This is a genomic window from Streptomyces hyaluromycini (assembly GCF_002217755.1).
Lineage (GTDB): Bacteria > Actinomycetota > Actinomycetes > Streptomycetales > Streptomycetaceae > Streptomyces > Streptomyces hyaluromycini.
Map to the genome: position 1 here is coordinate 823,942 of NZ_BCFL01000019.1, position 19,824 is coordinate 843,765.

Annotated in this window: 21 protein-coding genes; 9 read left to right on the forward strand and 12 right to left on the reverse strand. The window is 68.4% G+C overall.

Going from position 1 to position 19,824, the window contains the following annotated elements:
* Window positions 1-64: 64 nt before the first annotated feature.
* Complete coding sequence (locus SSP29_RS21595; protein ID WP_089102323.1) at window positions 65-571, forward strand: CGNR zinc finger domain-containing protein; 507 nt, start codon at window positions 65-67, stop codon at window positions 569-571.
* Window positions 572-747: 176 nt separating this feature from the next.
* Here SSP29_RS21595 and SSP29_RS21600 read toward each other — a convergent pair whose 3' ends face one another.
* Window positions 748-2,091: a UDP-glucose dehydrogenase family protein gene (locus tag SSP29_RS21600; protein ID WP_089102324.1), complete on the reverse strand. Its 1,344-nt coding sequence runs from the start codon at window positions 2,089-2,091 to the stop codon at window positions 748-750.
* Window positions 2,092-2,268: 177 nt separating this feature from the next.
* Between SSP29_RS21600 and SSP29_RS21605 the strand changes: the two genes are divergently transcribed.
* A complete protein-coding gene (locus tag SSP29_RS21605; protein WP_089102325.1) occupies window positions 2,269-3,426 on the forward strand; it encodes an acyl-CoA dehydrogenase in 1,158 nt (385 codons plus the stop codon).
* 200 nt (window positions 3,427-3,626) lie between these two features.
* On the opposite strand, the gene SSP29_RS21610 is transcribed toward SSP29_RS21605, so the two are convergent.
* Window positions 3,627-4,889: a tyrosine-type recombinase/integrase gene (locus SSP29_RS21610; protein WP_150134615.1), complete on the reverse strand. Its 1,263-nt coding sequence runs from the start codon at window positions 4,887-4,889 to the stop codon at window positions 3,627-3,629.
* Window positions 4,890-4,946: 57 nt separating this feature from the next.
* Here SSP29_RS21610 and SSP29_RS21615 point away from each other — a divergent pair, with 57 nt between their 5' ends.
* Together SSP29_RS21615 and SSP29_RS21620 are read left to right on the forward strand one after the other, a co-directional pair.
* On the forward strand, window positions 4,947-5,498 hold the full coding sequence (locus SSP29_RS21615) for a hypothetical protein (protein ID WP_089102326.1): 552 nt from the start codon (window positions 4,947-4,949) through the stop codon (window positions 5,496-5,498).
* A 144-nt stretch (window positions 5,499-5,642) separates the two neighbouring features.
* Window positions 5,643-6,419 (forward strand): hypothetical protein, encoded by a 777-nt coding sequence (locus tag SSP29_RS21620; protein WP_150134616.1) that lies wholly within the window; start codon window positions 5,643-5,645, stop codon window positions 6,417-6,419.
* A gap of 51 nt (window positions 6,420-6,470) precedes the next feature.
* On the opposite strand, the gene SSP29_RS59850 is transcribed toward SSP29_RS21620, so the two are convergent.
* The 6 genes from SSP29_RS59850 to SSP29_RS21650 all read right to left on the reverse strand — a co-directional run bounded on the left by SSP29_RS59850 (window position 6,471) and on the right by SSP29_RS21650 (window position 9,425).
* The gene (locus SSP29_RS59850; RefSeq protein ID WP_089102327.1) at window positions 6,471-6,938 is read right to left on the reverse strand and encodes a hypothetical protein; all 468 of its coding nucleotides are present in this window, start codon (window positions 6,936-6,938) and stop codon (window positions 6,471-6,473) included.
* An 83-nt stretch (window positions 6,939-7,021) separates the two neighbouring features.
* Window positions 7,022-7,246, reverse strand: coding sequence for a DUF397 domain-containing protein (locus SSP29_RS21630; RefSeq protein ID WP_089102328.1), 225 nt, complete (start codon window positions 7,244-7,246; stop codon window positions 7,022-7,024).
* A gap of 95 nt (window positions 7,247-7,341) precedes the next feature.
* Window positions 7,342-7,566, reverse strand: coding sequence for a DUF7848 domain-containing protein (locus tag SSP29_RS21635; protein WP_150134617.1), 225 nt, complete (start codon window positions 7,564-7,566; stop codon window positions 7,342-7,344).
* A 332-nt stretch (window positions 7,567-7,898) separates the two neighbouring features.
* Window positions 7,899-8,729 carry a helix-turn-helix domain-containing protein gene (locus SSP29_RS21640; RefSeq protein WP_089102450.1) on the reverse strand — a complete coding sequence of 277 codons (831 nt, stop codon included), beginning with the start codon at window positions 8,727-8,729 and terminating at the stop codon, window positions 7,899-7,901.
* The gene (locus tag SSP29_RS21645) at window positions 8,726-9,250 is read right to left on the reverse strand and encodes a DUF6879 family protein (RefSeq protein WP_089102330.1); all 525 of its coding nucleotides are present in this window, start codon (window positions 9,248-9,250) and stop codon (window positions 8,726-8,728) included. Before SSP29_RS21645 ends, SSP29_RS21640 begins: the two co-directional genes overlap by 4 nt.
* Window positions 9,234-9,425, reverse strand: coding sequence for a hypothetical protein (locus SSP29_RS21650; RefSeq protein ID WP_089102331.1), 192 nt, complete (start codon window positions 9,423-9,425; stop codon window positions 9,234-9,236). The genes SSP29_RS21645 and SSP29_RS21650 overlap by 17 nt, the downstream gene beginning before the upstream one ends.
* A 488-nt stretch (window positions 9,426-9,913) precedes the next feature.
* On the opposite strand from SSP29_RS21650, the gene SSP29_RS21655 reads away from it, so the two are divergent.
* The 3 genes from SSP29_RS21655 to SSP29_RS21665 all read left to right on the forward strand — a co-directional run bounded on the left by SSP29_RS21655 (window position 9,914) and on the right by SSP29_RS21665 (window position 11,086).
* Window positions 9,914-10,279, forward strand: coding sequence for a four-helix bundle copper-binding protein (locus tag SSP29_RS21655; RefSeq protein ID WP_089102332.1), 366 nt, complete (start codon window positions 9,914-9,916; stop codon window positions 10,277-10,279).
* A gap of 185 nt (window positions 10,280-10,464) precedes the next feature.
* Window positions 10,465-10,848 carry a DUF6247 family protein gene (locus SSP29_RS21660; RefSeq protein WP_089102333.1) on the forward strand — a complete coding sequence of 128 codons (384 nt, stop codon included), beginning with the start codon at window positions 10,465-10,467 and terminating at the stop codon, window positions 10,846-10,848.
* Window positions 10,849-10,885: 37 nt separating this feature from the next.
* Entirely contained in the window at window positions 10,886-11,086 is a 201-nt protein-coding gene (locus SSP29_RS21665) for a hypothetical protein (protein WP_150134620.1), read from the forward strand.
* Window positions 11,087-11,166: 80 nt separating this feature from the next.
* Here SSP29_RS21665 and SSP29_RS21670 read toward each other — a convergent pair whose 3' ends face one another.
* A complete protein-coding gene (locus tag SSP29_RS21670) occupies window positions 11,167-12,471 on the reverse strand; it encodes an LCP family protein (protein ID WP_089102335.1) in 1,305 nt (434 codons plus the stop codon).
* A gap of 119 nt (window positions 12,472-12,590) precedes the next feature.
* Between SSP29_RS21670 and SSP29_RS21675 the strand changes: the two genes are divergently transcribed.
* Window positions 12,591-13,139, forward strand: a complete 549-nt coding sequence (locus SSP29_RS21675) for an acyl-CoA thioesterase (protein ID WP_089102336.1) — start codon at window positions 12,591-12,593, stop codon at window positions 13,137-13,139.
* A gap of 330 nt (window positions 13,140-13,469) precedes the next feature.
* On the opposite strand, the gene SSP29_RS21680 is transcribed toward SSP29_RS21675, so the two are convergent.
* Complete coding sequence (locus SSP29_RS21680; RefSeq protein ID WP_245883157.1) at window positions 13,470-15,017, reverse strand: LCP family protein; 1,548 nt, start codon at window positions 15,015-15,017, stop codon at window positions 13,470-13,472.
* Window positions 15,018-15,143: 126 nt separating this feature from the next.
* Between SSP29_RS21680 and SSP29_RS21685 the strand changes: the two genes are divergently transcribed.
* Window positions 15,144-16,193, forward strand: a complete 1,050-nt coding sequence (locus SSP29_RS21685; protein ID WP_089102338.1) for a glycosyltransferase family 2 protein — start codon at window positions 15,144-15,146, stop codon at window positions 16,191-16,193.
* 24 nt (window positions 16,194-16,217) lie between these two features.
* Here the strand turns inward: SSP29_RS21685 and SSP29_RS21690 are convergent, their stop codons facing one another.
* Together SSP29_RS21690 and SSP29_RS21695 are read right to left on the reverse strand one after the other, a co-directional pair.
* On the reverse strand, window positions 16,218-17,768 hold the full coding sequence (locus tag SSP29_RS21690; protein WP_089102451.1) for an LCP family protein: 1,551 nt from the start codon (window positions 17,766-17,768) through the stop codon (window positions 16,218-16,220).
* Window positions 17,769-18,015: 247 nt separating this feature from the next.
* Window positions 18,016-19,647, reverse strand: a complete 1,632-nt coding sequence (locus tag SSP29_RS21695; protein WP_089102339.1) for an LCP family protein — start codon at window positions 19,645-19,647, stop codon at window positions 18,016-18,018.
* Window positions 19,648-19,824 lie beyond the last annotated feature (177 nt).

The following is a 19,824-nucleotide window of genomic DNA, read 5'->3' on the forward strand; positions in this document are numbered from 1 at the left end:
GGTTACCGCATGTTCCCGTAATGGAGGTAACGTCGCAACAGGATTCGGGAGGTAACTTGCAGGGATGAGTGAGAGATCGCCCGCGCCGGGCGGCCTGGCCCTGGTCGAGGCCCTGGTGAACACGCTGGACCTGGAGTCGGGTGCCGACGCGCTCGACACGGCGGACGGCAGGGCGCGCCTCGGCATCACGGAGGCCGAACTCCCACCGGCCCGCGTCCTGCGCGAGTCCCTGCGCGCCACCCTTCTCGCCCACGCCGGGTACCCCCCGCACCGCGAGGTCACGCCCCTGGGCGAGCTGTTCGCGCAGGCCCCCCTGTACGCCGCCGTCGACCCTGCCGACGGCGCGGCGCGCCTCCGGCCGGCCGACGGGGACGCGCTGCTCTCCCGCGTGGCGGCGGCCGTCGCCACCGCCGCGATCGAGGGCACCTGGACCCGCCTCAAGGCCTGCGAGGCCGACACCTGCCACTGGGCGTACTACGACCGCAGCCCGGCCGGCCGCGGCCGCTGGTGCTCGATGCAGGTGTGCGGGGCGCGCGCGAAGATGCGCCGCTATCGGGCCAAGGACCGGTAACGCACAGCCGGTTCACCGGTCACGCATGTGCCGCGTGGTGCAGAATGCAACAAGGCACCGGTTCGGCCGACTGAGCCTCGGCCGAACCGGTGTCGTTCAGATATGAACACCTTGTGCTGGAGCGCCCCTTCAGGGGCGCGGGGAACTGCGCGACCAGCCACATACGGCCCGCAGATCTAAGCGGTCGGACGCCCCATCGCACGGTACGTCCACCCCGCCCGCCGCCAAACCTCCGGCTCCAGCGCATTACGCCCGTCGAGGATCACCTTCTCCGCGGCCACCTCTCCCAGCGCCGCCGCATCCAGCTCCCTGAACTCCCGCCACTCGGTGAGGTGCAGCACCACATCGGCCCCCCGCACACACTCCTCGGCGCTGACGGCGTAGCCGAGTGTCGGGAACAGCCGCCGCGCGTTGTCCATCCCCTTCGGGTCGTACACCGTCACCTGCCCGCCCTGGAGCTGTATCTGCCCGGCGACGTTCAGCGCCGGCGAGTCACGCACGTCGTCGGAGTCCGGCTTGAACGTCGCGCCGAGCACCGCGACCCGCTTGCCGAGGAAGGACCCGCCGCCCAGCGCCTCCCGGGCCATCTCGACCATCTGCCCCCGGCGCCGCATGTTGATGGAGTCGATCTCGCGCAGGAAGGTCAGCGCCTGGTCGGCGCCCAGCTCACCCGCGCGGGCCATGAAGGCACGGATGTCCTTGGGCAGGCAGCCGCCGCCGAACCCGATCCCGGCGCGCAGGAACTTCCTCCCGATCCGGTCGTCGTACCCGATCGCCTCGGCGAGCTTGGCGACGTCGCCGCCCGCGGCCTCGCACACCTCGGCCATGGCGTTGATGAAGGAGATCTTGGTCGCGAGGAAGGAGTTCGCGGACGTCTTCACCAGCTCGGCGGTCGGGAAGTCGGTCACCACGAACGGCGTGCCCTCGCCGACCGGCGTCGCGTACACCTCGCGCAGCAGCTTCTCGGCCCGCTCGCTGCGCACGCCCACCACGAGCCGGTCGGGGTGCAGCGTGTCCTGGACGGCGAAGCCCTCGCGCAGGAACTCCGGGTTCCAGGCGAGCTCGGCATCCGCGCCGGCGGGCGCGTTCTCCGCGAGGTAGGCGGCCAGCCGCTCCGCCGAACCGACCGGCACCGTCGACTTGCCGACGACGAGCGCCGGTCCGGTGAGATGCGGGGCCAGCGACGCGATCGCGGAGTCGACGTACGACATGTCGCAGGCGTACTCGCCGTGCTTCTGCGGGGTGTTCACGCAGACGAAGTGGACGTCGCCGAAGGCGCCGACCTCGGCCCAGTCGGTGGTGAAGCGCAGCCGCCCGGAGGAGCCCTCGAAGCCGGCCACGTGCCGCCGCAGCAGCTCGTCGAGCCCGGGCTCGTACATGGGAGTCTCGCCGCGCTCCAGCATCGCGATCTTCTCGGGTACGACGTCCAGCCCGAGCACCTCGAAGCCCAGCTCGGCCATGGCCGCGGCATGGGTGGCGCCGAGATAGCCGGTGCCGATCACAGTGATCTTGAGGCTCATGAATGCTCCAGCTCGGGGACGTCGGTACGGGCTGCGGCCCGAGCATAACCGGGCCGTGTTCCGGGCAACTTTCCCGCTGTCGCCAAGCTCACGTGACCTAACCGTGGGCCGCGTTCTAAACTTTGAGTTACTTAACAGTAATTAGCGTCAGCATCACTGCGTCTGGAGTGAGAGACCTTGGCCGGATCGGCTGACTTCGACCTGTACCGCCCGTCCGAGGAGCACGACATGCTCCGTGACGTCGTCCGCGCGCTGGTCGAGGCGAAGATCGCCCCGTACGCCGCCGCGGTCGACGAGGAGGCCCGCTTCCCGCAGGAGGCGCTCGACGCCCTGGTCGCGGGCGACCTGCACGCCGTGCACGTACCCGAGGAGTACGGCGGGGCCGGCGCCGACGCGCTCGCCACGGTCATCGTGATCGAGGAGGTCGCCCGCGCCTGCGTCTCCTCCTCCCTCATCCCGGCCGTGAACAAGCTGGGCTCGCTCCCGGTGATCCTCTCCGGCGGCGAGGACCTGAAGAAGAAGTACCTGACCCCGCTCGCCAAGGGCGACGCGATGTTCTCGTACTGCCTCTCCGAGCCGGACGCGGGCTCCGACGCGGCCGGCATGAAGACGAAGGCGGTCCGCGACGGCGACCACTACGTCCTCAACGGCGTGAAGCGCTGGATCACCAACGCGGGCGTCTCCGACTTCTACACGGTCATGGCCGTCACGGACCCGTCGCAGCGCTCGAAGGGCATCTCCGCCTTCGTGGTCGAGAAGTCCGACGAGGGCGTCTCCTTCGGCGCCCCGGAGAAGAAGCTCGGCATCAAGGGCTCGCCGACCCGCGAGGTCTACTTCGACAACGTCCGCATCCCCGCCGACCGCATGATCGGCGCGGAGGGCACCGGCTTCGCCACCGCGATGAAGACCCTGGACCACACCCGGATCACCATCGCCGCCCAGGCCCTCGGGGTCGCCCAGGGCGCCCTCGACTACGCCAAGGGCTATGTCCAGGAGCGCAAGCAGTTCGGCAGGCCGATCGCCGACTTCCAGGGCATCCAGTTCATGCTCGCCGACATGGCCATGAAGATCGCCGCCGCCCGCGCCCTCACCTACCAGGCCGCGGCCGCCTCCGAGCGCGGCGACGCCGACCTCACCTTCCAGGGCGCGGCGGCGAAGTGCTTCGCCTCCGACGTCGCGATGGAGGTCACCACGGACGCCGTCCAGCTCCTCGGCGGCTACGGCTACACGCGTGACTACCCCGTCGAGCGCATGATGCGCGACGCGAAGATCACCCAGATTTATGAGGGTACGAACCAAGTGCAGCGGATCGTGATGGCAAGGAACCTTCCCTAGCAGCATTTTTGCAGGTCAGGAGCTGTTTCGAAGGCCTCGGAGAGGTGCCCTCGGCTTTCTGTCCGTTGCGGCCTGATCAGGGCCGTTCCTGGGCGTCATGCTGGGGGAATCCTGGGCGGATGCTGGGCTGAAAGTAGCCACTGACCTGCACAAACAACGCAGCCCCCGGCGTGATGCCGGGGGCTGCTGTCGTATGCCGATCAGGCGACTTCTGATGTCTCCGTGGGGTCGTCGGCGCCGGGTGTCAGCATCGTTGCGATGGCGGCCCGCCCGCGCTGCTCGGCTCCTTCGAAGATGTAGTGATAGTGCTCCCTCAGTACGTCCGTACTGCTGTGGCCCATCCAGTCGGCCACGTCGTTCTCGGGGACTCCGGCATACAGCAGCCGCGACCCGTAGTAGTGCCGGAGTGAGTGAGCCTTGCAGTAGGCCACCTGTCCCTTGCTCAGAGCCTCCATCCAGATCTTGGGGTAGAAGTACGACCCGTAGAGGTACCCGGTCCGCGTCACATTGGGGAAGAGAAGCTGTTCGGGCCCCCAAACACCGTGGTTCCTGATGTGCCGTCGAAGTTCGAAGGCGACGTTCGGCGGGAGGGGGACGGTACGCCCCGGCTCACCCTCGTCACGAGCCTTGATGTGCCGACGCTGGATCGCACTGTTCTTGCCCGACTCCGTGTCACCGTCCTCCGCAATCTGATAGTCGACCCGAAGCGTCTCGGCCTTGAAGTCGATCTGATCGCGGGACATCGCCATGGCCTCGCCCAGTCGCAGGCCGCACCCGGCCATGAGCCACAGCATCGCGCGGTATCGCGGAGGAGCGGCATCCAGCATCGCCAGAACTTCCCGCGTCGTGAGCCGCCTTGCGGTGCTCTTCTGCTCCCGGATCTCCTTGGCGCGGCTCCCTGCGCCCTTGACCCTCTTGCACGGGTTCCGGCCGATGATCTCGTTGGCGACGGCCCAGTCCATCATCCCGGAGAAGAACGAGAACCGCTGACGCCGTGTACGGGCGGACAGCTTCCGGTCCTGCTCCATCCACAAGAGCCACTGCTCAACATCTGCGACCTTCAGGGACACGATGGAACGGGCCTTGAAGAATGGCTCAAGGGTCGTTGTCTGGATGGACCGGTACTGCTTCTTGGTGCTGTTCTCCAGCTTCCTTTGATTCGTCCACTGCTCCCACACGGCCGTCACAGGCTGCTTGCCCAACCGGTTGTCCAGGTAGGTCCCGGCGTCGAGATCCTGTTCCTTGCGCTTGCGGTGGTCGTCAGCTCGCGTCTTGGTGCTGAAGGTCTTCTGACGCTGCTCGCCGTCAGGGTCGTACCAAAACGTCGTCCACTTCTTCGGGTCGTCCGTCGATCGTGCGACCCATGCCCTTGCCACCGAGGCGGCCCCCCTCTCGTTGTTGCCGACCTGCGGGACCACCCCGCCGTCGCGCCGGTCAGTCACCGACATCTCAAGTCTGCTCATGGCCCACCCTGGGTTGTCCACACGGGGTGGTTCACCCTGTGTGGTACCTTCGGAAGTATGGAAGCGGATGAGAGCGGGTTCGAGATCACCCAAGGGCAGGGGGCTTGGGTGATCCGAATGTGGTGGCCGACCGGACCGATCACTGGGGGGCCGCAGCGGATCACTGTTGAGGCGGCAGAAGGCGCCGCAACTCGGGACGTGGCGCGCGGGATCTCTACGACCGTGCTGCGGCGGCTCGACCTGGCGGCGGCCATGAAACTGGCGGAGACGGCACCTGAACTGCAACAGGGCATGGAGGAGGTGACAGCGAAGGTGGAGGAAGCGGGATCGTCGGCGGGCCTACTGCTGGCCAACGAGGGTGTGTCAGAGCCCTACTTGGCCATGTTGGCCGCGACCTACAAGACCATGGCCGACTTGGGCGCTCCGGCGCCTGTTCCGTGGCTGGCACGACTCATCGGCCGCCGCCCCGAGACCGTGAAGGACCATCTCAAGCGCGCGAGAAGAGAGGGATATCTGACCACCGTGGCGGGCAAGGCTGGCGGTGACCTGACAGAGAAAGCCACGCAGGCGCTGGCGGCCTTCACTGAATCCGGTGACGGTCAGAACTGAGATTCGCTATTACTGAAACTGCGCACAACTAGCCTGCACTGCCATGTCACCCCCTCTGACTGGACCAAGTACGTCGGTGAGTCCGAAGCTGCGGGCGGCTCGTATAACCGCATCCTTCCCTTCCTGCTCGGGTCGGTGCCGCTCTTGGATGACGACCGGGTGAGCCTGCCCGAAGTGGACGGGCGCGAGCTGGCTGACGCGTACGGTTGGGCCACTGCCCGGCCCCGTGTGATCACGCTTGCGGAGGACGCCCGGCCGCTGTGGCGGATCGTGCGCCGATACGCCCGCATCCTGGGCGAGAGCCTGCCCGAGAGCCAGGCTGTCTATATCGAGCGAACGGCGGAGCAGACCATACGAGTTGCGGCCTGCCTGGCCGCCTCTGAGTGCTCCGAGCACATCACGGAAGAGATGCTGTCGGCCGCCTTCACCCTGGTTCGCCGGTCCGTACAGGACGCCGTGCGTATCACCAAGGGAGCGACCTCCCCGAAGGTGAAGCGACAGCCGCTCGCTCTTGAGGACAAGGTGCGCGCCCGCATCGAAATGCACGGCGGACGCGCCACGTCCTCTCAGGTACTCCCGTACGTCGGAGCGACGGCCGCCGAGGTCAAGGAACTGCCCGGAATCGTCGTCACCGTGGAACGGGCGGGGAAGACCGGCCGACCGGCCACAGTTTTCTCAGTCCGCGGTGACACCTCCGGTGACTCTGTGGCGCAGCCGGCCAGCACGGACAGCGACAGGAAGCGGAGCAGTTCCCGTCACGCAGAGGCGCAGCCGGTCAGCGCGGAGCGTGAAGAGAACCGTGCACGCGTCGTCCGCCTGGATGCCTACCGCCCGGCACCCAAGCAGGCCCCCGTTCCCGCACTCGAGCCGAAGGGGCCGGAACCGCTCGGAGACTTCAACCCCTTCCGCGCCCTGCTCTGATCAACCGAACGAGCCTCGGCCTTTGTGGCCGGGGCTTCTTTGTTGCTTCGACTATGCGACTGGGCAGGCCAGTTCAGCGTTCGCCCGATTCGGGGAACACGTCACCACTGCCAGGGACAGATACGAGGGGCGTTCCAGGTAGAAGCCATACGACACATCAGCACCCGAGTGCAGTTGCTCGACAGCAGCGTTCACCAGCCGGGCCAGGCGCGTAGTGTCACGGTCCCTGTCTGACGCGAACCGAGGCGCGTACTCGGCCAGCCGCTCACCGAGCCATGACGCGGCCTCCTTCGCCTCCTCCCACGTGCCACGAACTAAGGAACGCGGCTTGATCAGCCAGTACGCCGTTTCCAGCGGCGGCAGATCCGAAGCGGGGAACTCTGCTGCTACCTCGCGGTACCGCTGAATCAGTTCCGGCCTGCTTCCGGCAGGGGGCGGCTCAGGATGCGGGGGCCGTCGTAGTGCTTCCTGGTCGAAGCGCTCTTTCGGGCCGGTCCATAGATAGCCGTGGTGGTGCACGAGTCGTTCCCGTTCGAGAGGTGCCAGCCGGACCGGACCCAGGGACGGGAGATGGCCCGGCCCGACTGGCGGGAGGGGGAGGCTCAGACGTTCAGGTCGAAGCGCGCCGGGTCGATACCGGCCGCGTCCAGTTCCTCCGTGGTGAACCGCAGCGGCTGCGCGTCCGGCCGCTTGCTGTCACCCAGGGCCCAGGCGTCGTCACCGATCCGCGCCAGGGTCACGCACCCTTCGGTGCAGGGGCCGCCGCATGCCTTCACAAACGACGCCCCGTTGATGTCGAGCGCGTACAGATCACTTCCGTCCAGCATCACTGCACCTTCCTGCTCAGCTGATCACGGCCATGACTGACCGTCGCCGCCCATACCGGGCGGGAGTTCAGGGATTCCACCGCAGGGGCGGTGTCTCACTCGGCGCGAACGACCATGGCGAACGAGGTCCGGATGCGCCGGAAACCGGCATGCCCGGACTGGCCCGTGTGGCTCATGCACTCCACGTCGACGGATGCCGAGTCATCGGCGGGAGTCGCCTTCCAACCGCAGTGCAGACACTCGGCCTCGAACGTCACGCCCGTGTCGGGATGCTCGGTGATCCGGTGCATGACGTACCGCATGGCCGCTCTGACGCTCACAGCCCACCCCTACGGCTCCGTGCGTTGGCTGCGGCGACTCTGCCGCGCAGTCCCTCTGACGGGCTGTTCGGCGGGGGCTTGTAGTCAGGGCACTTCGGGCTCCCGCACTCACACCGAGGCCAGTGCAAAGCCGAACTCGGCGCCAGGTCCGCGCCTTCGGGGCCAGGATCGCTCTTTCGCACCATGAGCACGCCACCGACGCCGAACGCTCCGGAAAGACGAGAGAGAAACTGTCGGGCCTCACTGCTGCCCAGATGATCAGCCGCTTCGGTCCTCTGTGCCCTGCTGTCGCTCACCATGGCCCCCATCTTCGGCGGGCCACGATCGCGCCTCTAGCCTGTTTCCTGTTCCCGCAAAAAGTCGTTGCGGATACCTTCGATCAGATCCCGCATTTCGTCACCGGCCAGCGCGGATCGCTCGAATCCTTCGAACTTATCAACGTAGAGACTCACATCTCGCGGGTCCGTAACGACGACTTCGGCATGGACGGTTTCAACGGTCACCATGCGGTCGTCACGGATGACGAAGGCATGATTTGCGATGTCGTGTTGCTGAACCCGTAGAGGGACTATCCGGATGTCCACGTGGGACAGCCGTGAAATAGAGACGATGCGATCAAGCTGAGCAGCCATCATCTGCGGTCGCACGATGCGCCAGCGCAGAACAGGTTCGGTGATGATGAACCGGAGTGACTTTGCGTTGTCGTAGAGAACCGCTTGCCGTTCGAGTCGCCCATTGATCGTTCGCGTGAGTGCGTCTTCACTCAGGTTGTGGCGTTGCAGAATGGCCCGGATGTACTCAGGAGTCTGGAGCAGGCCGGGAACGAGCGCGGGTTGAAACAGCCGCAGAACGGACATCTGGGCTTCCAGAGCCTTGGCGGCCTGCTGGCCCTTGTGGACCCCGATCCGCTTGAGCAGGCGCCACGCCGTCGCCTCCGTCGCTGACGCGCGTGCGGCTTCCGCGTACTCCGCCTTGACCTCGTCCGAGACGCCGATGGCGGTCAGGATGCGCTCTACGTCCGTCGCGCTGGGTGCCAGCTTCGCGTTCTCGATCTTGGACAGCTTGGACGGGGACATGAGTGCGCTGCGGGCCACCGCCTTGGCTTCCTTGCCGGATGCCACTCGCAGCGCCCGCAGCGCGGCTCCAAGCTGTGCTCTGTTCACGTCCCGTACTTGGCCCACCATTCGGTGAACGGTTCCGCGTGCGCGAGAGCCGCATCACGGTACCGCGTGAATTCCGCTGTTCGTTCCGGCGGTAGCACTTCCGAACCCAGGTACTTTCCGCTTCCGTCGTAGTTCATCACGGCCACGGATTCGGAGTCGAAGAACCAAAAGTCCGGAACGTTCTCCAAGGGGTTGGGCTTGTCGGTGATGTCGAGGATGAAGAACTCTTCGCCCCCGCTCACATTCTTGTGGTAGCCCCAGCCGAGTTCGAACCTAAGATAGTCCGTCAGCGGGCGGGACAGGATATGGACCCGGTATACCCGCTTCCCCTTCTCGGTGTGCGAGCGTAGTTCTTCGACCCAGCCTGCGTTGTAGTCGTCCGGCTGTGGCTCCCCGGCCAGGAATGCCTGATAGGCGTCGACGCTCCCGGACTTGCTGTAGTCGTCCAGGGTCTCCAGTCGGAATGCCTCGCGATCGAACGCGTCGAAGAGGTCGACGAGGCTCCTAGATGAGGTTGTCACGGATGGCCTTCTGGATCAGTTCCATCGGGATCTCGACCAGGGTTTCGTGCGCGGGAATCTGAAGCCCGTGGTCGGTCGGCGTCTCGCCCTGTACCAGGAAGGTGCCGCGATCCGTGGCGTAGATCGTCGGGCAGTCCTTGATGTCGCACGTGCTGATCAGCTTGGTGACCTTCATGGTCTGGGTTCCCCTCTCCCGTGCCGCTGCCAGTGCCCCGCATCTGGGTTGATGCTCCCGAGGGCCGGGTGCACCGGTCAAGTGATCACGGTTGACGGAACGGGAAACCGCGTAACCTGCGCCGGGCCTGCTCGTATACCGCGCGACTGGCGGAGGTGCCTCCAGTGCGCCTCCTGCCTGCGCAGACTGCTGACGATCATGGGGAAATGCTGGGGACACCCCCTCTGGGAGGGGCCTTCGTGCAGGTGAGGGCCGTATGACATGTAAAGCACCCAGATCTACGAGGGCACCAACCAGGTCCAGCGGATCGTCATGGCCCGCAACCTGCCGTAACCGCACCGGCATCCGGCGGGAAGGCGCCCCTCGGGGCGCCTTTTCCGGCTCTGGCGCCGAATGGCACCACCGAATGGCACTACCGGACGGTCGGGCTTAGGACGGGAACCAGACGGGGAACGCCCCCGGACCCCGCACCCCACCCTGGAGGAGCCATGACCCAGACCGGACCCGTGACGGCCATGTCCAAGCAGATGCAGGAGTGCGTCAACATGTGCATGGCCACCCACACGATGTGCGAGGAGACCATGAGCTCCTGCATGTCGATGGAGGGCGGCCAGGCCCACATGCGCATCATGCGCGCGCTGATGGACTGCTCCGAGGCGACCCGTATGTGCGCCGACATGATGATGCGGCGCTCGCCGCTCTCGCCCGAGATGTGCGCGATGTGCGCCAAGGCCTGCGACATGTGCGCCGAGGCGTGTATGTCCATGCCGGACGACCCCCAGATGAAGCGCTGCGCGGAGGCGTGTCGCCGCTGCGCCGAGATGTGCCGCTCCATGGCGGCCATGCCCATGTGACGCTCCTCGCGAGCGCGGAGCGCGGTCCAGGGGCCTCCGGCCGGGGGTCCCTGACCATGCTCCGGACACTCCTGCCTCAAGGGAGACGGAGGGGACACCGGTCCCTCACTCGTTCGAGCAGTGAAAGAGTGATCCCGCCCGATACGCTGACGCCCGGGATCAGAATCGCGCCCATGGGAGCAGCCATGACCACCTCCGCCGCCGGGCAGCCACTCATCCCTCAGCCACCTGCCACGGTTGCCGCGCTGCGGCAGGCCGTCAGACAGATCGCGCCCGCCGCGCTGCCTGCTTTCACCCAGGAGCTGGACCAGGCGGCCGACCAGTCCCGGCAGGGCTCCGATCTCGGCCCTCTCCAGCGGTTCGTGGCCCAGTGGGCCGTCTACGTGCACATCCAGCGCCAGCCCGAGATGGCCGCGGACCTCCGCCGCTGGGAAGACGCCGCCGAGTCTGGCGACGCCGCTCAGGCGCGCCAGGCCGCCTCTCGGATCGGGCGACTCCTGGACGAGGCGCACGTGGCCTCGGCCTTCCGGCCCGGTGAGCGCGGACTGGCGTTGGGGGTACGACCCTGACCAGGACCATGTGGCGGGCGGCATTCCCGCTCACGTGGTGAGGGAAGTGGAGCGCCTGGCCGACCAGCTCATCGACCTCGCCCGTACGGGCATCGATGTCAGCGATCTCGGCAACGGTCCCCGACCCGGCGGCCTGCGCCGTATGGACGCTGCCGGCGGCTGGTTCTACTTTCTGGTGGCACCACGCGAGCCGTTGATCATCGTTGTCCGCATGGTGCCGCCCTTCGACGAGCTGTAGCCGAGTACGCCACATGGGGAAGGACGCCTCGCCCTTCCCCATATCGCGCTGCTCGCCGTCGGGACGGCCTAGCCGGCGGCTCAGTTGCCGGAGACGGTGACCTTCTCGTCGTTCTTCAGTTCGTCGACCAGGGTCTTCACCTTCGCCTTGTCCCAGACGAGGTTGCCGCCGGTGGAGCCGGAGATCGGCATGTTCATCGAGACGCCGCCGCCGCCGTTGACGTCCTTCATCGCGAAGAACATCGACGCCAGGTTCCACAGGCTCATGTCCTTGTCGACGGTGAGGGAGTCGAGGCCCGCGCCGAGGGTGGGGTAGAGCTTGAAGGGGTTCAGGACCGTCGACGGGGTGGCCACCTGGTGGGCGAGGGCGGCCAGGAACTTCTGCTGGTTCTTGGTGCGCTGGAGGTCGGACGTGGCGAAGGCGTGCCGGGTCCGGACGAAGGCCAGCGCCTCCTCGCCGTTCAGGGTCTGCTTGCCCGCCTTGAAGTTCGCGCCCGAGTAGCTGTCCTTGAAGCCCTTGTCGATGGTGATCGTGACACCGCCGACCGCGTCCACGATGTCCGCGAAGCCGGCGAAGCCGATCTCCACGTAGTGGTCGATGTGCAGACCGGTGTTGTACTCGACCGTGCGCACGAGGAGGGTCGGGCCGTCCTCGGCGTAGGCCGCGTTCAGCTTCGTGTGGCGGCCGGTGCCCTGGTAGACCTTGCCGGACGTGGACCCCTGGTAGGAGGGGATCTCCACGTCCGAGTCACGGGGCAGCGAGATCAGCGTGTCGCCGTTGTCGCCGACGTGCAGGATCATCATCGAGTCCGTGCGCTGGCCCTCGGCCGACCCCGTGTGCAGCTTCTTCTTCTCCTCGGCCGACATGCCCTTGCGGCTGTCGGAGCCGACGATCAGGTAGTTGGTGCCCTTGCCCGCAGCGGGCCGGTCGATCACCTTGGACAGGTCGACGTCCCGGTGCAGCTTGGAGTCGGCCCAGAAGTAGGTCGAGACGGATGTGACGATCAGCACGCTCAGGACGACGATCGCGGTCCACTTGATCCGCTTGCGCCAGTTGGGAGCCGGCCGCGGCCCGCGCTCGGGCGTGCCGGCGGGACCACCGCCCCCGGGGCCGCCGCCGTAGACCTGGCCGGTGTTGTAGCCGCTGTCGTAGCCGTCGTACCCGCCGCCGCCACCGTCTCCGTACCCGCCGCCGTACGACGGCTGCTGCGGAACCCCGGCGTATCCGTCGCCGCCCTGCTGCGGGGCGCCGTACGGCGGTGCCGACGGCTCGCCGCGCCGTACCTGGCGCATCACGCGGGCGCCCTCAGGCTGCGCGCTTGCGCTACCGCGTCCGTACTGGTTGCCGCGGTTGTCGTTCGACCGCCCCTCGGGCCATTCGTTCATGGGCCCCAGTGTGCAGGCAGCGGCCATGCCTCTTACAAGGGTCGTCGGAAAATCAGGGCACCGCTGTTGCGAAGCCGACACAAATTCCGCGATTGTCGCTTCCGCATAAGGTGGGGGCCATGACAGACCAGGCCCCCGAGGCGGAATCCGATATACCCGGCAAGCCGACGTCCGCGTCCCGGACCACGCTGAGCCACATCATGACCCACAGCGACACCAACCTCCTCGGGACGGTGCACGGCGGTGTGATCATGAAGCTGGTGGACGACGCGGCGGGCGCGGTCGCCGGCCGCCACTCGGGCGGGCCCGCCGTCACCGCGTCCATGGACGAGATGGCGTTCCTGGAGCCGGTCCGCGTCGGCGACCTGGTCCACGTCAAGGCCCAGGTCAACTGGACCGGCCGGACCTCGATGGAGGTGGGGGTGCGGGTCCTCGCCGAACGCTGGAACGAGTCGACTCCCGCCACCCAGGTCGGCTCGGCCTACCTCGTCTTCGCGGCGGTGGACGCCGACGGCAAGCCGCGCCGGGTGCCGCCGGTCCTGCCGGAGACCGACAGGGACCGCCGCCGCTACCAGGAGGCCCAGATCAGGCGCACACACCGCCTGGCACGGCGCCGGGACATCAGGGAACTGCGCGAGCGCAGGGTGGCGGAGGGGTACGCGGACTAGGGCCTGTCTGTCAATTCCCGTCTGCCTCGCGACGCCATGCACGCACTCTCGCCGCACCGGGCGCAGACCCAAGTACGTCCAGTACGAGGGCCTACGCCCGGCACGCCGAGAGCACGCACCTGACGCCGCGAGGCCGCCCTCCGGGCGACGACGGGAATTGTCAGACAGGCCCTAGGGCGGTGCCGCGCCGTGGCGTCGTTCGGCTGCGGCGCCGTCGTGGCTTGTCGCGCAGTTCCCCGCGCCCCTAAAAGAACCAGGGGCGAGCGCCCCTTCAGGGGCGCGGGGAACTGCGCGACAAGCCCCCACCGGCCCGCAGCCGAACCACGACCCTCAGCAGACCTTCTCATCCCCCCGGATGACGGAAGTCTCCGCCTGCGGCGTCGGCGCAGCCGCCCGCACCGTCCGCACAGCCCCCCTGAAGTCGGCCCCCACAGTCACCCGCAGCACCGGCCCCAGCCCCGGCACGGCCCGCAGCACGCTGCCCGGCAGGGCCGCCGCCAGTGAGCGGGCCGAGCGGTCCCACCGCGGGTCGAAGGAGACCACCGTCCGCCGCACGTCGCGGCGGGCGGCCGTCACCGGCTGGTGGTTCGTCGCGAAGCCCGTCGCCGCCAGCGCCGCGTCCATCCGCCGCGCCAGCCCCGCCGTACCCGTGCCGTTCTCCACCTGGACCCGGATCCCCGCCGGCGCCACCTCGACCGTCACCGGCGCCGGCCCCTGCGGCTTCGGCGGCTTCGGCGGGAGAGAGGGCGAGGGCGACGGCGCGGGCGCGTGCGTGGGCGCCGGCGCCGCGAGCGGCTTGTCGTCGCGCAGGGACCGGAACAGCTGGTCCGCCCCGGCCCGGTCCCACTTCAGCGTCGAGCCGATGCCCTTCACCACGTACCCGAGCTGCCCGATGGGGACGGTCGTGAACTCGGACGAGGACGGCGAGAAGTTGCGCATCGCCCGGCCGAGGTCGAGCAGCTCGTCCGTGCCGAAGCCCGTGTCGGCCCGCACCGACCCCAGCACCGCCCGCGTCACGTCCCGGAACCTGATCGGGTTGAGCAGCACCCCGTTCGACGTCGCCCGCTCGATCAGCGCCGCCAGGAACCGCTGCTGCCGCTTCATCCGGCCCAGGTCGCTCGCCGCGTCGACATGCCGCGAGCGGACGTACTGCAGGGCCTGGCCGCCGTTCAGGATGTGCCTGCCGGGGGAGAGGTTCAGGCCGGTGTAGGAGTCCTTCAGGGGCTGGGCGGTGCAGATCCGGACCCCGCCGAGCACGTCCACGGTCCGCATGAACGTGATGAAGTCGACCTCCAGGTAGTGGTCGATCTTCAGGTGGGTCATGTCCTCGACGGTGCGGACGGTCAGCTGCGGGCCGCCCTCCGCGTAGGCCGCGTTCAGCTTGATGGGGTGCGCGGGGTGCGACCGGCCCGTCGTCTCGTCGACGTGCGACGGCACCTCGGCGTACGAGTCGCGCGGCAGGCTGACCACGGTCGCCCGCTCCCGGTCCGCCGAGATGTGCACGATCATGATCGTGTCGGTGCAGTGGCAGGGCGCCCCGCCCAGCCGGTACTTCCGCCGCTCGTGCTCGGTGATCTGGTCGCGGCCGTCGGTGCCGACCAGCAGCACGTTCATGCCGTGGCCCGGGGCGGGACGGTTCTTCATGTCCTTGAAGGGGTCGACCCGGGCGATGTCCGCGTCCAGGCCGGCCATCACCGAGTGCCCGATCCCGGCCGACGCCAGCACCACCACCGAGAGCGTGGTCACCGCCCGCATGGCCCAGCGCGGCCGCCGGGGCCTCCTGGGTCGTACCGGCGGCCGCGGGGCCTGACGGGTGGGCTGCGGTCGGCGCTGCGGCCGGGCGGGCCGGACGAGGGACCGGGACGGGCTGGCGGACAAAGGACACCTCCGGACGAGGCCGTACGTGGGATCCGTGAGCACGGTAGGCCGATACGACCTTCAGCCCGCCCCACCGCCCATGCGGCGCGCACCGGTGTCCCCCGTTCGCGGTAACGTGAGCCCCCTATGAACGCCAAGCCCGACGTGCGGCACCCCGCAGTTTCTGTGATCATGCCCGTCCTCGACGAGGAGCGGCATCTGCGCGGGGCCGTCCAAGCGATCCTCGCGCAGGAGTACGCCGGCGAGCTGGAGGTCGTCATCGCCCTCGGTCCGTCCAAGGACCGCACGGACGAGATCGCCGCCCAGCTCGTGGCGGAAACCGCATCATTCAGAAGCAAGCGTGTCCACACCGTCCCGAACCCGACCGGGCGCACCCCGGCCGCGCTGAACGCGGCGATCAAGGCCTCCCGGCACCCGATCGTGGTCCGTGTCGACGGCCACGGCATGCTCTCGCCGAACTACATCGCCACCGCGGTACGGCTCCTGGAGGAGACCGGCGCGATGAACGTGGGCGGCATCATGCACGCCGAGGGCGAGAACGCCTGGGAGGACGCGGTCGCGGCGGCCATGACCTCGAAGATCGGCGTCGGGAACGCGGCCTTCCACACGGGCGGCGAGGCCGGGCCCGCCGACACCGTCTACCTCGGTGTCTTCCGGCGCGAGGCGCTGGAGCAACAGGGCGGCTACAACGAGGAGTTCATCCGCGCCCAGGACTGGGAGCTGAACTTCCGGATCCGGGAGGCCGGCGGGCTGATCTGGTTCTCGCCGGAGCTGAAGGTGTCGTACCGGCCGCGGCCCAGCGTGAAGGCGCTCGCCAAGCAGTACAAGGACTACGGCCGTTGGCGGCACGTCGTCGCCCGCTACCACGAGGGCTCCATCAACCTGCGCTACCTCGCCCCGCCGACGGCGGTCTGCGCGATAGCCGCTGGGATCGTCGTGGGGGCGCTGGTCACCCCGTTCGGGTTCGTGGTCCCCGGCGGCTACCTCGCGGCGATCGCCGCCGGGTCCCTCCCGGCCGGCAAGGGGCTGCCGCTCAGGGCACGGCTGCAGATCCCGGTCGCCCTCGCCACCATGCACATGTCGTGGGGGTACGGCTTCCTGACCAGCCCCAAGGCCCTGGCGAAGCGGGTCATCGCGTCCCGCCGCCCGGCGGTGCTCAGCTCCACCGGCAGCTGAGCACCCCCACGAGACCGGCCCGGGCTACCAGGTGTAGTCCGGGTCGACGTGCATGCACGCCTTGGTGTCCGAGGCGTTGAGGGCGCTCGCCGACGCCGGGGTGGTGTCATCGTCGTCGGCGGTGTACTTGGTGCCCGAGCGCCAGTCGGCGCCCACGACCACCGTGACCCCGTCGACGGCCGTGGACTTCTTCACCTGGGCGGACGGGATGCCCAGCACCTTGGCGACCCGCTGGGCGTCGGCCGCCAGGTCCGCACTCGGGTAGCGCACCAGGGTCTGGTCCGCGCTCAGCAGCGCCGAGGTGTCGGCGGCCGCCTTCGTGAAGCCCTTGCCGACGAGCAGCTCGGTGACGGCGGCGGCCCTGCCGGTGACGGCGGACTCCGCGCTGCTCTTCGTGCCGTTCTGCACCTGTACGGCGATCTTGTCGTCGGCCGCCGCCTTGTCGGTGACCTTCGTCGTGGTCGTGGTCGTCTTCTTCTTGTCCTTGCCGTCCAGCGCGATGTCCTCGCGGACCAGCCGCCACAGCTTGGCCGCGTCGGTGGGCTTGGGCAGGACCCGGTTGCCGTCGGAGGAGTACACGAACGGCATCGTCGTCATGGTGATGCGGTTCGTGGGGACCTTCTTCAGCTCCTTGCTCAGGTCGTAGAGCTTGGTGACCGAGCCGAGGCCGGTGTCGACCGTGAGCGCCTTGGTGGCCGTCTCGGCGAGCCCCAGGAGCTTGTCGGGGTTGCTGAGGGTGGCGTTGGAGCGCAGCTGGCGGACCATCGAGTTCATGTACATGTGCTGGGCCTTGGTCCGGGCTATGTCGCTGCCGTCCTCGAAGCCGTAGCGGGTGCGCAGCCACTGCAGGGCCTGCTTGCCCTTGACCGAGGTGGTGCCCTTCTTCAGCTTCAGGCCGGAGCCGTGGCCGGTGGAGGTGTGCGAGTAGATGTTGGCGTCCACGCACACCGGCACCCCGCCGATCGCGTCCGCCATGGACACCACGCCCGAGAAGTCGACCATCATGAAGTGGTCGATGTGGAGGTCGGTGAGCTTCTCCCAGGTGGCCACCGTGCAGCCGGGCCCGCCGCGTTCCAGGGAGGCGTTGGTCATCGTGTCGGCGGTGGCCGCGTACACCTTGCCGGTCTTGGCGTCGGTGCACTTCGGGATGGACACCAGGGTGTCGCGGGGCATGGACACCACCGACATGTTGGTGCGGTCGGCGGACACGTGCAGCAGCATCTGGACGTCGGCGCGGGCGGCGGTGCCGATGTCCTTGGCGCCGCCCAGCTTCTGGTTCTCGGCGGTGTCCCGGGCGTCGGAGCCGATCAGCAGGATGTTCAGCGGGGTCTGACCGGCCGCGTTCGCCTTGGACGCGGTCGCGCGGTCCTTGGCGTCGGCGTTGTTGAGGTTCTCTTTCTTGATGTTGCTGTTGAGGTGCTCGTAGTACAGGTATCCGGCGGTGGCGGTGCCGGCCATGGCCAGCGCCAGGACCGAGGCCGACCAGCGGACGATCCGGCGTCTGCGGCGTCTGCGGTCGCCGTCCGTGCCGCGTCTGTCCTGCCGGCCGCCACCGTCCTGGGGCGTGAGAGACATGGTGTCCTCGACCGCGGACACCACGTCGGACACCTCACCCCGCACACTGCTGTGCACCACCTTGCCCGCCCTCCCGCTCACACCTGCCGCCACACCCGGAACTCCCGGGCACCTGAAGCACGGCCGCAGTGTCATGCAGCCGTTTAGGAGTTACCTGTGCTTACCTGTGCGGACCTGTGTGTGAAGAGACCGTGCCGCCTGTAATGACCCTGTACGTGACCCTGTAAGGGACCGGCGGCACGGCCCGCTACCAGCGGTAGGGCGCGTACACGTCCATGCACTGCTTGGTGTCCGAACCGTTGATCGCGTCGGCGTTGTCCGGCAGGTCACCGGCCTTCGGCGCGGACTGCTTCGGGTAGGCCGTCCCGTCCCGCCAGTCGGCGCCGACGACGAGCGTGACACCCGACACATTCGTGGTCTGCTGCACCTGGCTCGTCGGGATCCCCAGCGCCTTGGCGACCGCCTGGGCGTCGCCCTGCAGGTCCGCGCTCGGGTACTGGACCACCGTCTTCTCCACCGACTGCGCGGCCGCCGAGGTGTCCGCCGCCGCCCTGGTGTAGCCCTTGGCGGCCAGCTCCTGGGCGAGCGCCCGCGCCCGGCCGCCGACCGCGGCCTCGGTGGCGGTACCGGTGGCGTTCTGCACCAGCACGCCGAGGCCGCCGGCGGAGACGGACGGCTCCTTGGCGGGCGCGGCGCTCGCCGTGGTCTTCTTCTTGCTCTCCTTGGTGCCGCCGTTCTTGTCGAAGGCCACGTCGTCGCGGAGCATCTGCCACATCTTGTCGGCGTTGGCGCCGTCCGGCACCAGGTGGTCCTTGTTCTGCGGGTCCTGGAGGTTCGGCATCGTGAGCGAGGTGATGCGGTCCGTCGGCACCGACTTGAGCTGCATGCCCAGGTCGTAGAGCTTCTTCGGGGTGCCGATCTCCTCGGAGACCGTCAGCGACTTGGTGGCCGCCTCGGCCAGGTCCATCAGCCTGCCGGTGTCGGTGAAGACGTTCTGCCCCTTCAGCGTCCGGATCATCGAGTTGAGGTACATGTGCTGGGCCTTGGCCCGCAGCGGGTCACTGCCCCAGGCGTGCCGGGTGCGCAGCCACTGCAGGGCCTGCTTGCCCTGCACCTTGTGGGTGCCGGCGGTCAGCTTGAGCCCGGAGCCGCCGGACACCGCGGCCGTCGGCCGGTCCCACACGTTCTGCTTCACACAGACGTCGACGCCGCCGATGGCGTCCGCCATCTTCACCACGCCCGCGAAGTCGATCGTGATCCAGTGGTCGATGTAGACCCCGGTGAGGTTCTCCCAGGTGGCCAGCGTGCAGCCGGCGCCGCCGCGGGCCAGCGACTCGTTGATGATGGTGTTGGTCGCCGGGTACACCTTGCCGGTGTCCGGATCGGTGCACTTGGGGATGTCGACGCGGGTGTCCCGGGGGATGCTCACCATCGCCGCGCTCTTCCGGTCCGCCGACAGGTGGATCAGCATCTGGACGTCGCCGAGCGGCGGGCTGCCCCGGTCGTACTTGGCGCCGCCGAGCTTCACGTTCTCGTCGGAGTTACGGCTGTCGGAGCCGATCAGCAGGATGTTCAGCGGCGTCTGACCGGCCGCGTTGGCCGCGGTCTTGTGCGCCTTGGCGTCGCCGATGTCGCGCCGGCCCTTCTGGATGTTGCCGTTCAGGTGCTGGTAGTAGAGGTAACCGGCACCGGCCGTACCGAGGATCACCACCGACAGCACGGTCGCCGACCAGCGCAGTACGCGTCGGCCGCGTCTCCCCGGGCCGCCGCCGTTCGAGCCGCCTCTGCGCGGCCCGTCGCCGGTGCCGCCCGGCGCGTCAGGTGCCTTCGGTGCCCTGTGTGCCTTCGGTGCCCTGCGTGCCTTCGGTGCGAGGGACATCGTGTCCTCGACCGCAGGCACCTCCCCCCGCACATCGCTCTGCGTCAACGCCCTGCCCTCCCCACCCTGCGCCCTGCGCCTACAGGCCCGCCGCCACGCCCCCCGTCGGACGCCACACGGACCACACGGGTCCGCCCCGCGCCCGGTTAGACGCGCGACGGACCCATAGGGTTACCT

Excerpts from the sequence above, each read along its gene's own strand:
- SSP29_RS21615 (WP_089102326.1), top strand. The coding sequence starts at position 4,947 with ATGGAAGCGGATGAGAGCGGGTTCGAGATCACCCAAGGGCAGGGGGCT.
- SSP29_RS21630 (WP_089102328.1), bottom strand. The coding sequence starts at position 7,246 with ATGCTGGACGGAAGTGATCTGTACGCGCTCGACATCAACGGGGCGTCG.
- SSP29_RS21660 (WP_089102333.1), top strand. The coding sequence starts at position 10,465 with ATGACCACCTCCGCCGCCGGGCAGCCACTCATCCCTCAGCCACCTGCC.
- SSP29_RS21670 (WP_089102335.1), bottom strand. The coding sequence starts at position 12,471 with ATGAACGAATGGCCCGAGGGGCGGTCGAACGACAACCGCGGCAACCAG.
- SSP29_RS21675 (WP_089102336.1), top strand. The coding sequence starts at position 12,591 with ATGACAGACCAGGCCCCCGAGGCGGAATCCGATATACCCGGCAAGCCG.
- SSP29_RS21595 (WP_089102323.1), top strand. The coding sequence starts at position 65 with ATGAGTGAGAGATCGCCCGCGCCGGGCGGCCTGGCCCTGGTCGAGGCC.
- SSP29_RS21690 (WP_089102451.1), bottom strand. The coding sequence starts at position 17,768 with ATGTCTCTCACGCCCCAGGACGGTGGCGGCCGGCAGGACAGACGCGGC.
- SSP29_RS21695 (WP_089102339.1), bottom strand. The coding sequence starts at position 19,647 with ATGTCCCTCGCACCGAAGGCACGCAGGGCACCGAAGGCACACAGGGCA.
- SSP29_RS21685 (WP_089102338.1), top strand. The coding sequence starts at position 15,144 with ATGAACGCCAAGCCCGACGTGCGGCACCCCGCAGTTTCTGTGATCATG.
- SSP29_RS21600 (WP_089102324.1), bottom strand. The coding sequence starts at position 2,091 with ATGAGCCTCAAGATCACTGTGATCGGCACCGGCTATCTCGGCGCCACC.
- SSP29_RS21655 (WP_089102332.1), top strand. The coding sequence starts at position 9,914 with ATGACCCAGACCGGACCCGTGACGGCCATGTCCAAGCAGATGCAGGAG.
- SSP29_RS21650 (WP_089102331.1), bottom strand. The coding sequence starts at position 9,425 with ATGAAGGTCACCAAGCTGATCAGCACGTGCGACATCAAGGACTGCCCG.
- SSP29_RS21610 (WP_150134615.1), bottom strand. The coding sequence starts at position 4,889 with ATGAGCAGACTTGAGATGTCGGTGACTGACCGGCGCGACGGCGGGGTG.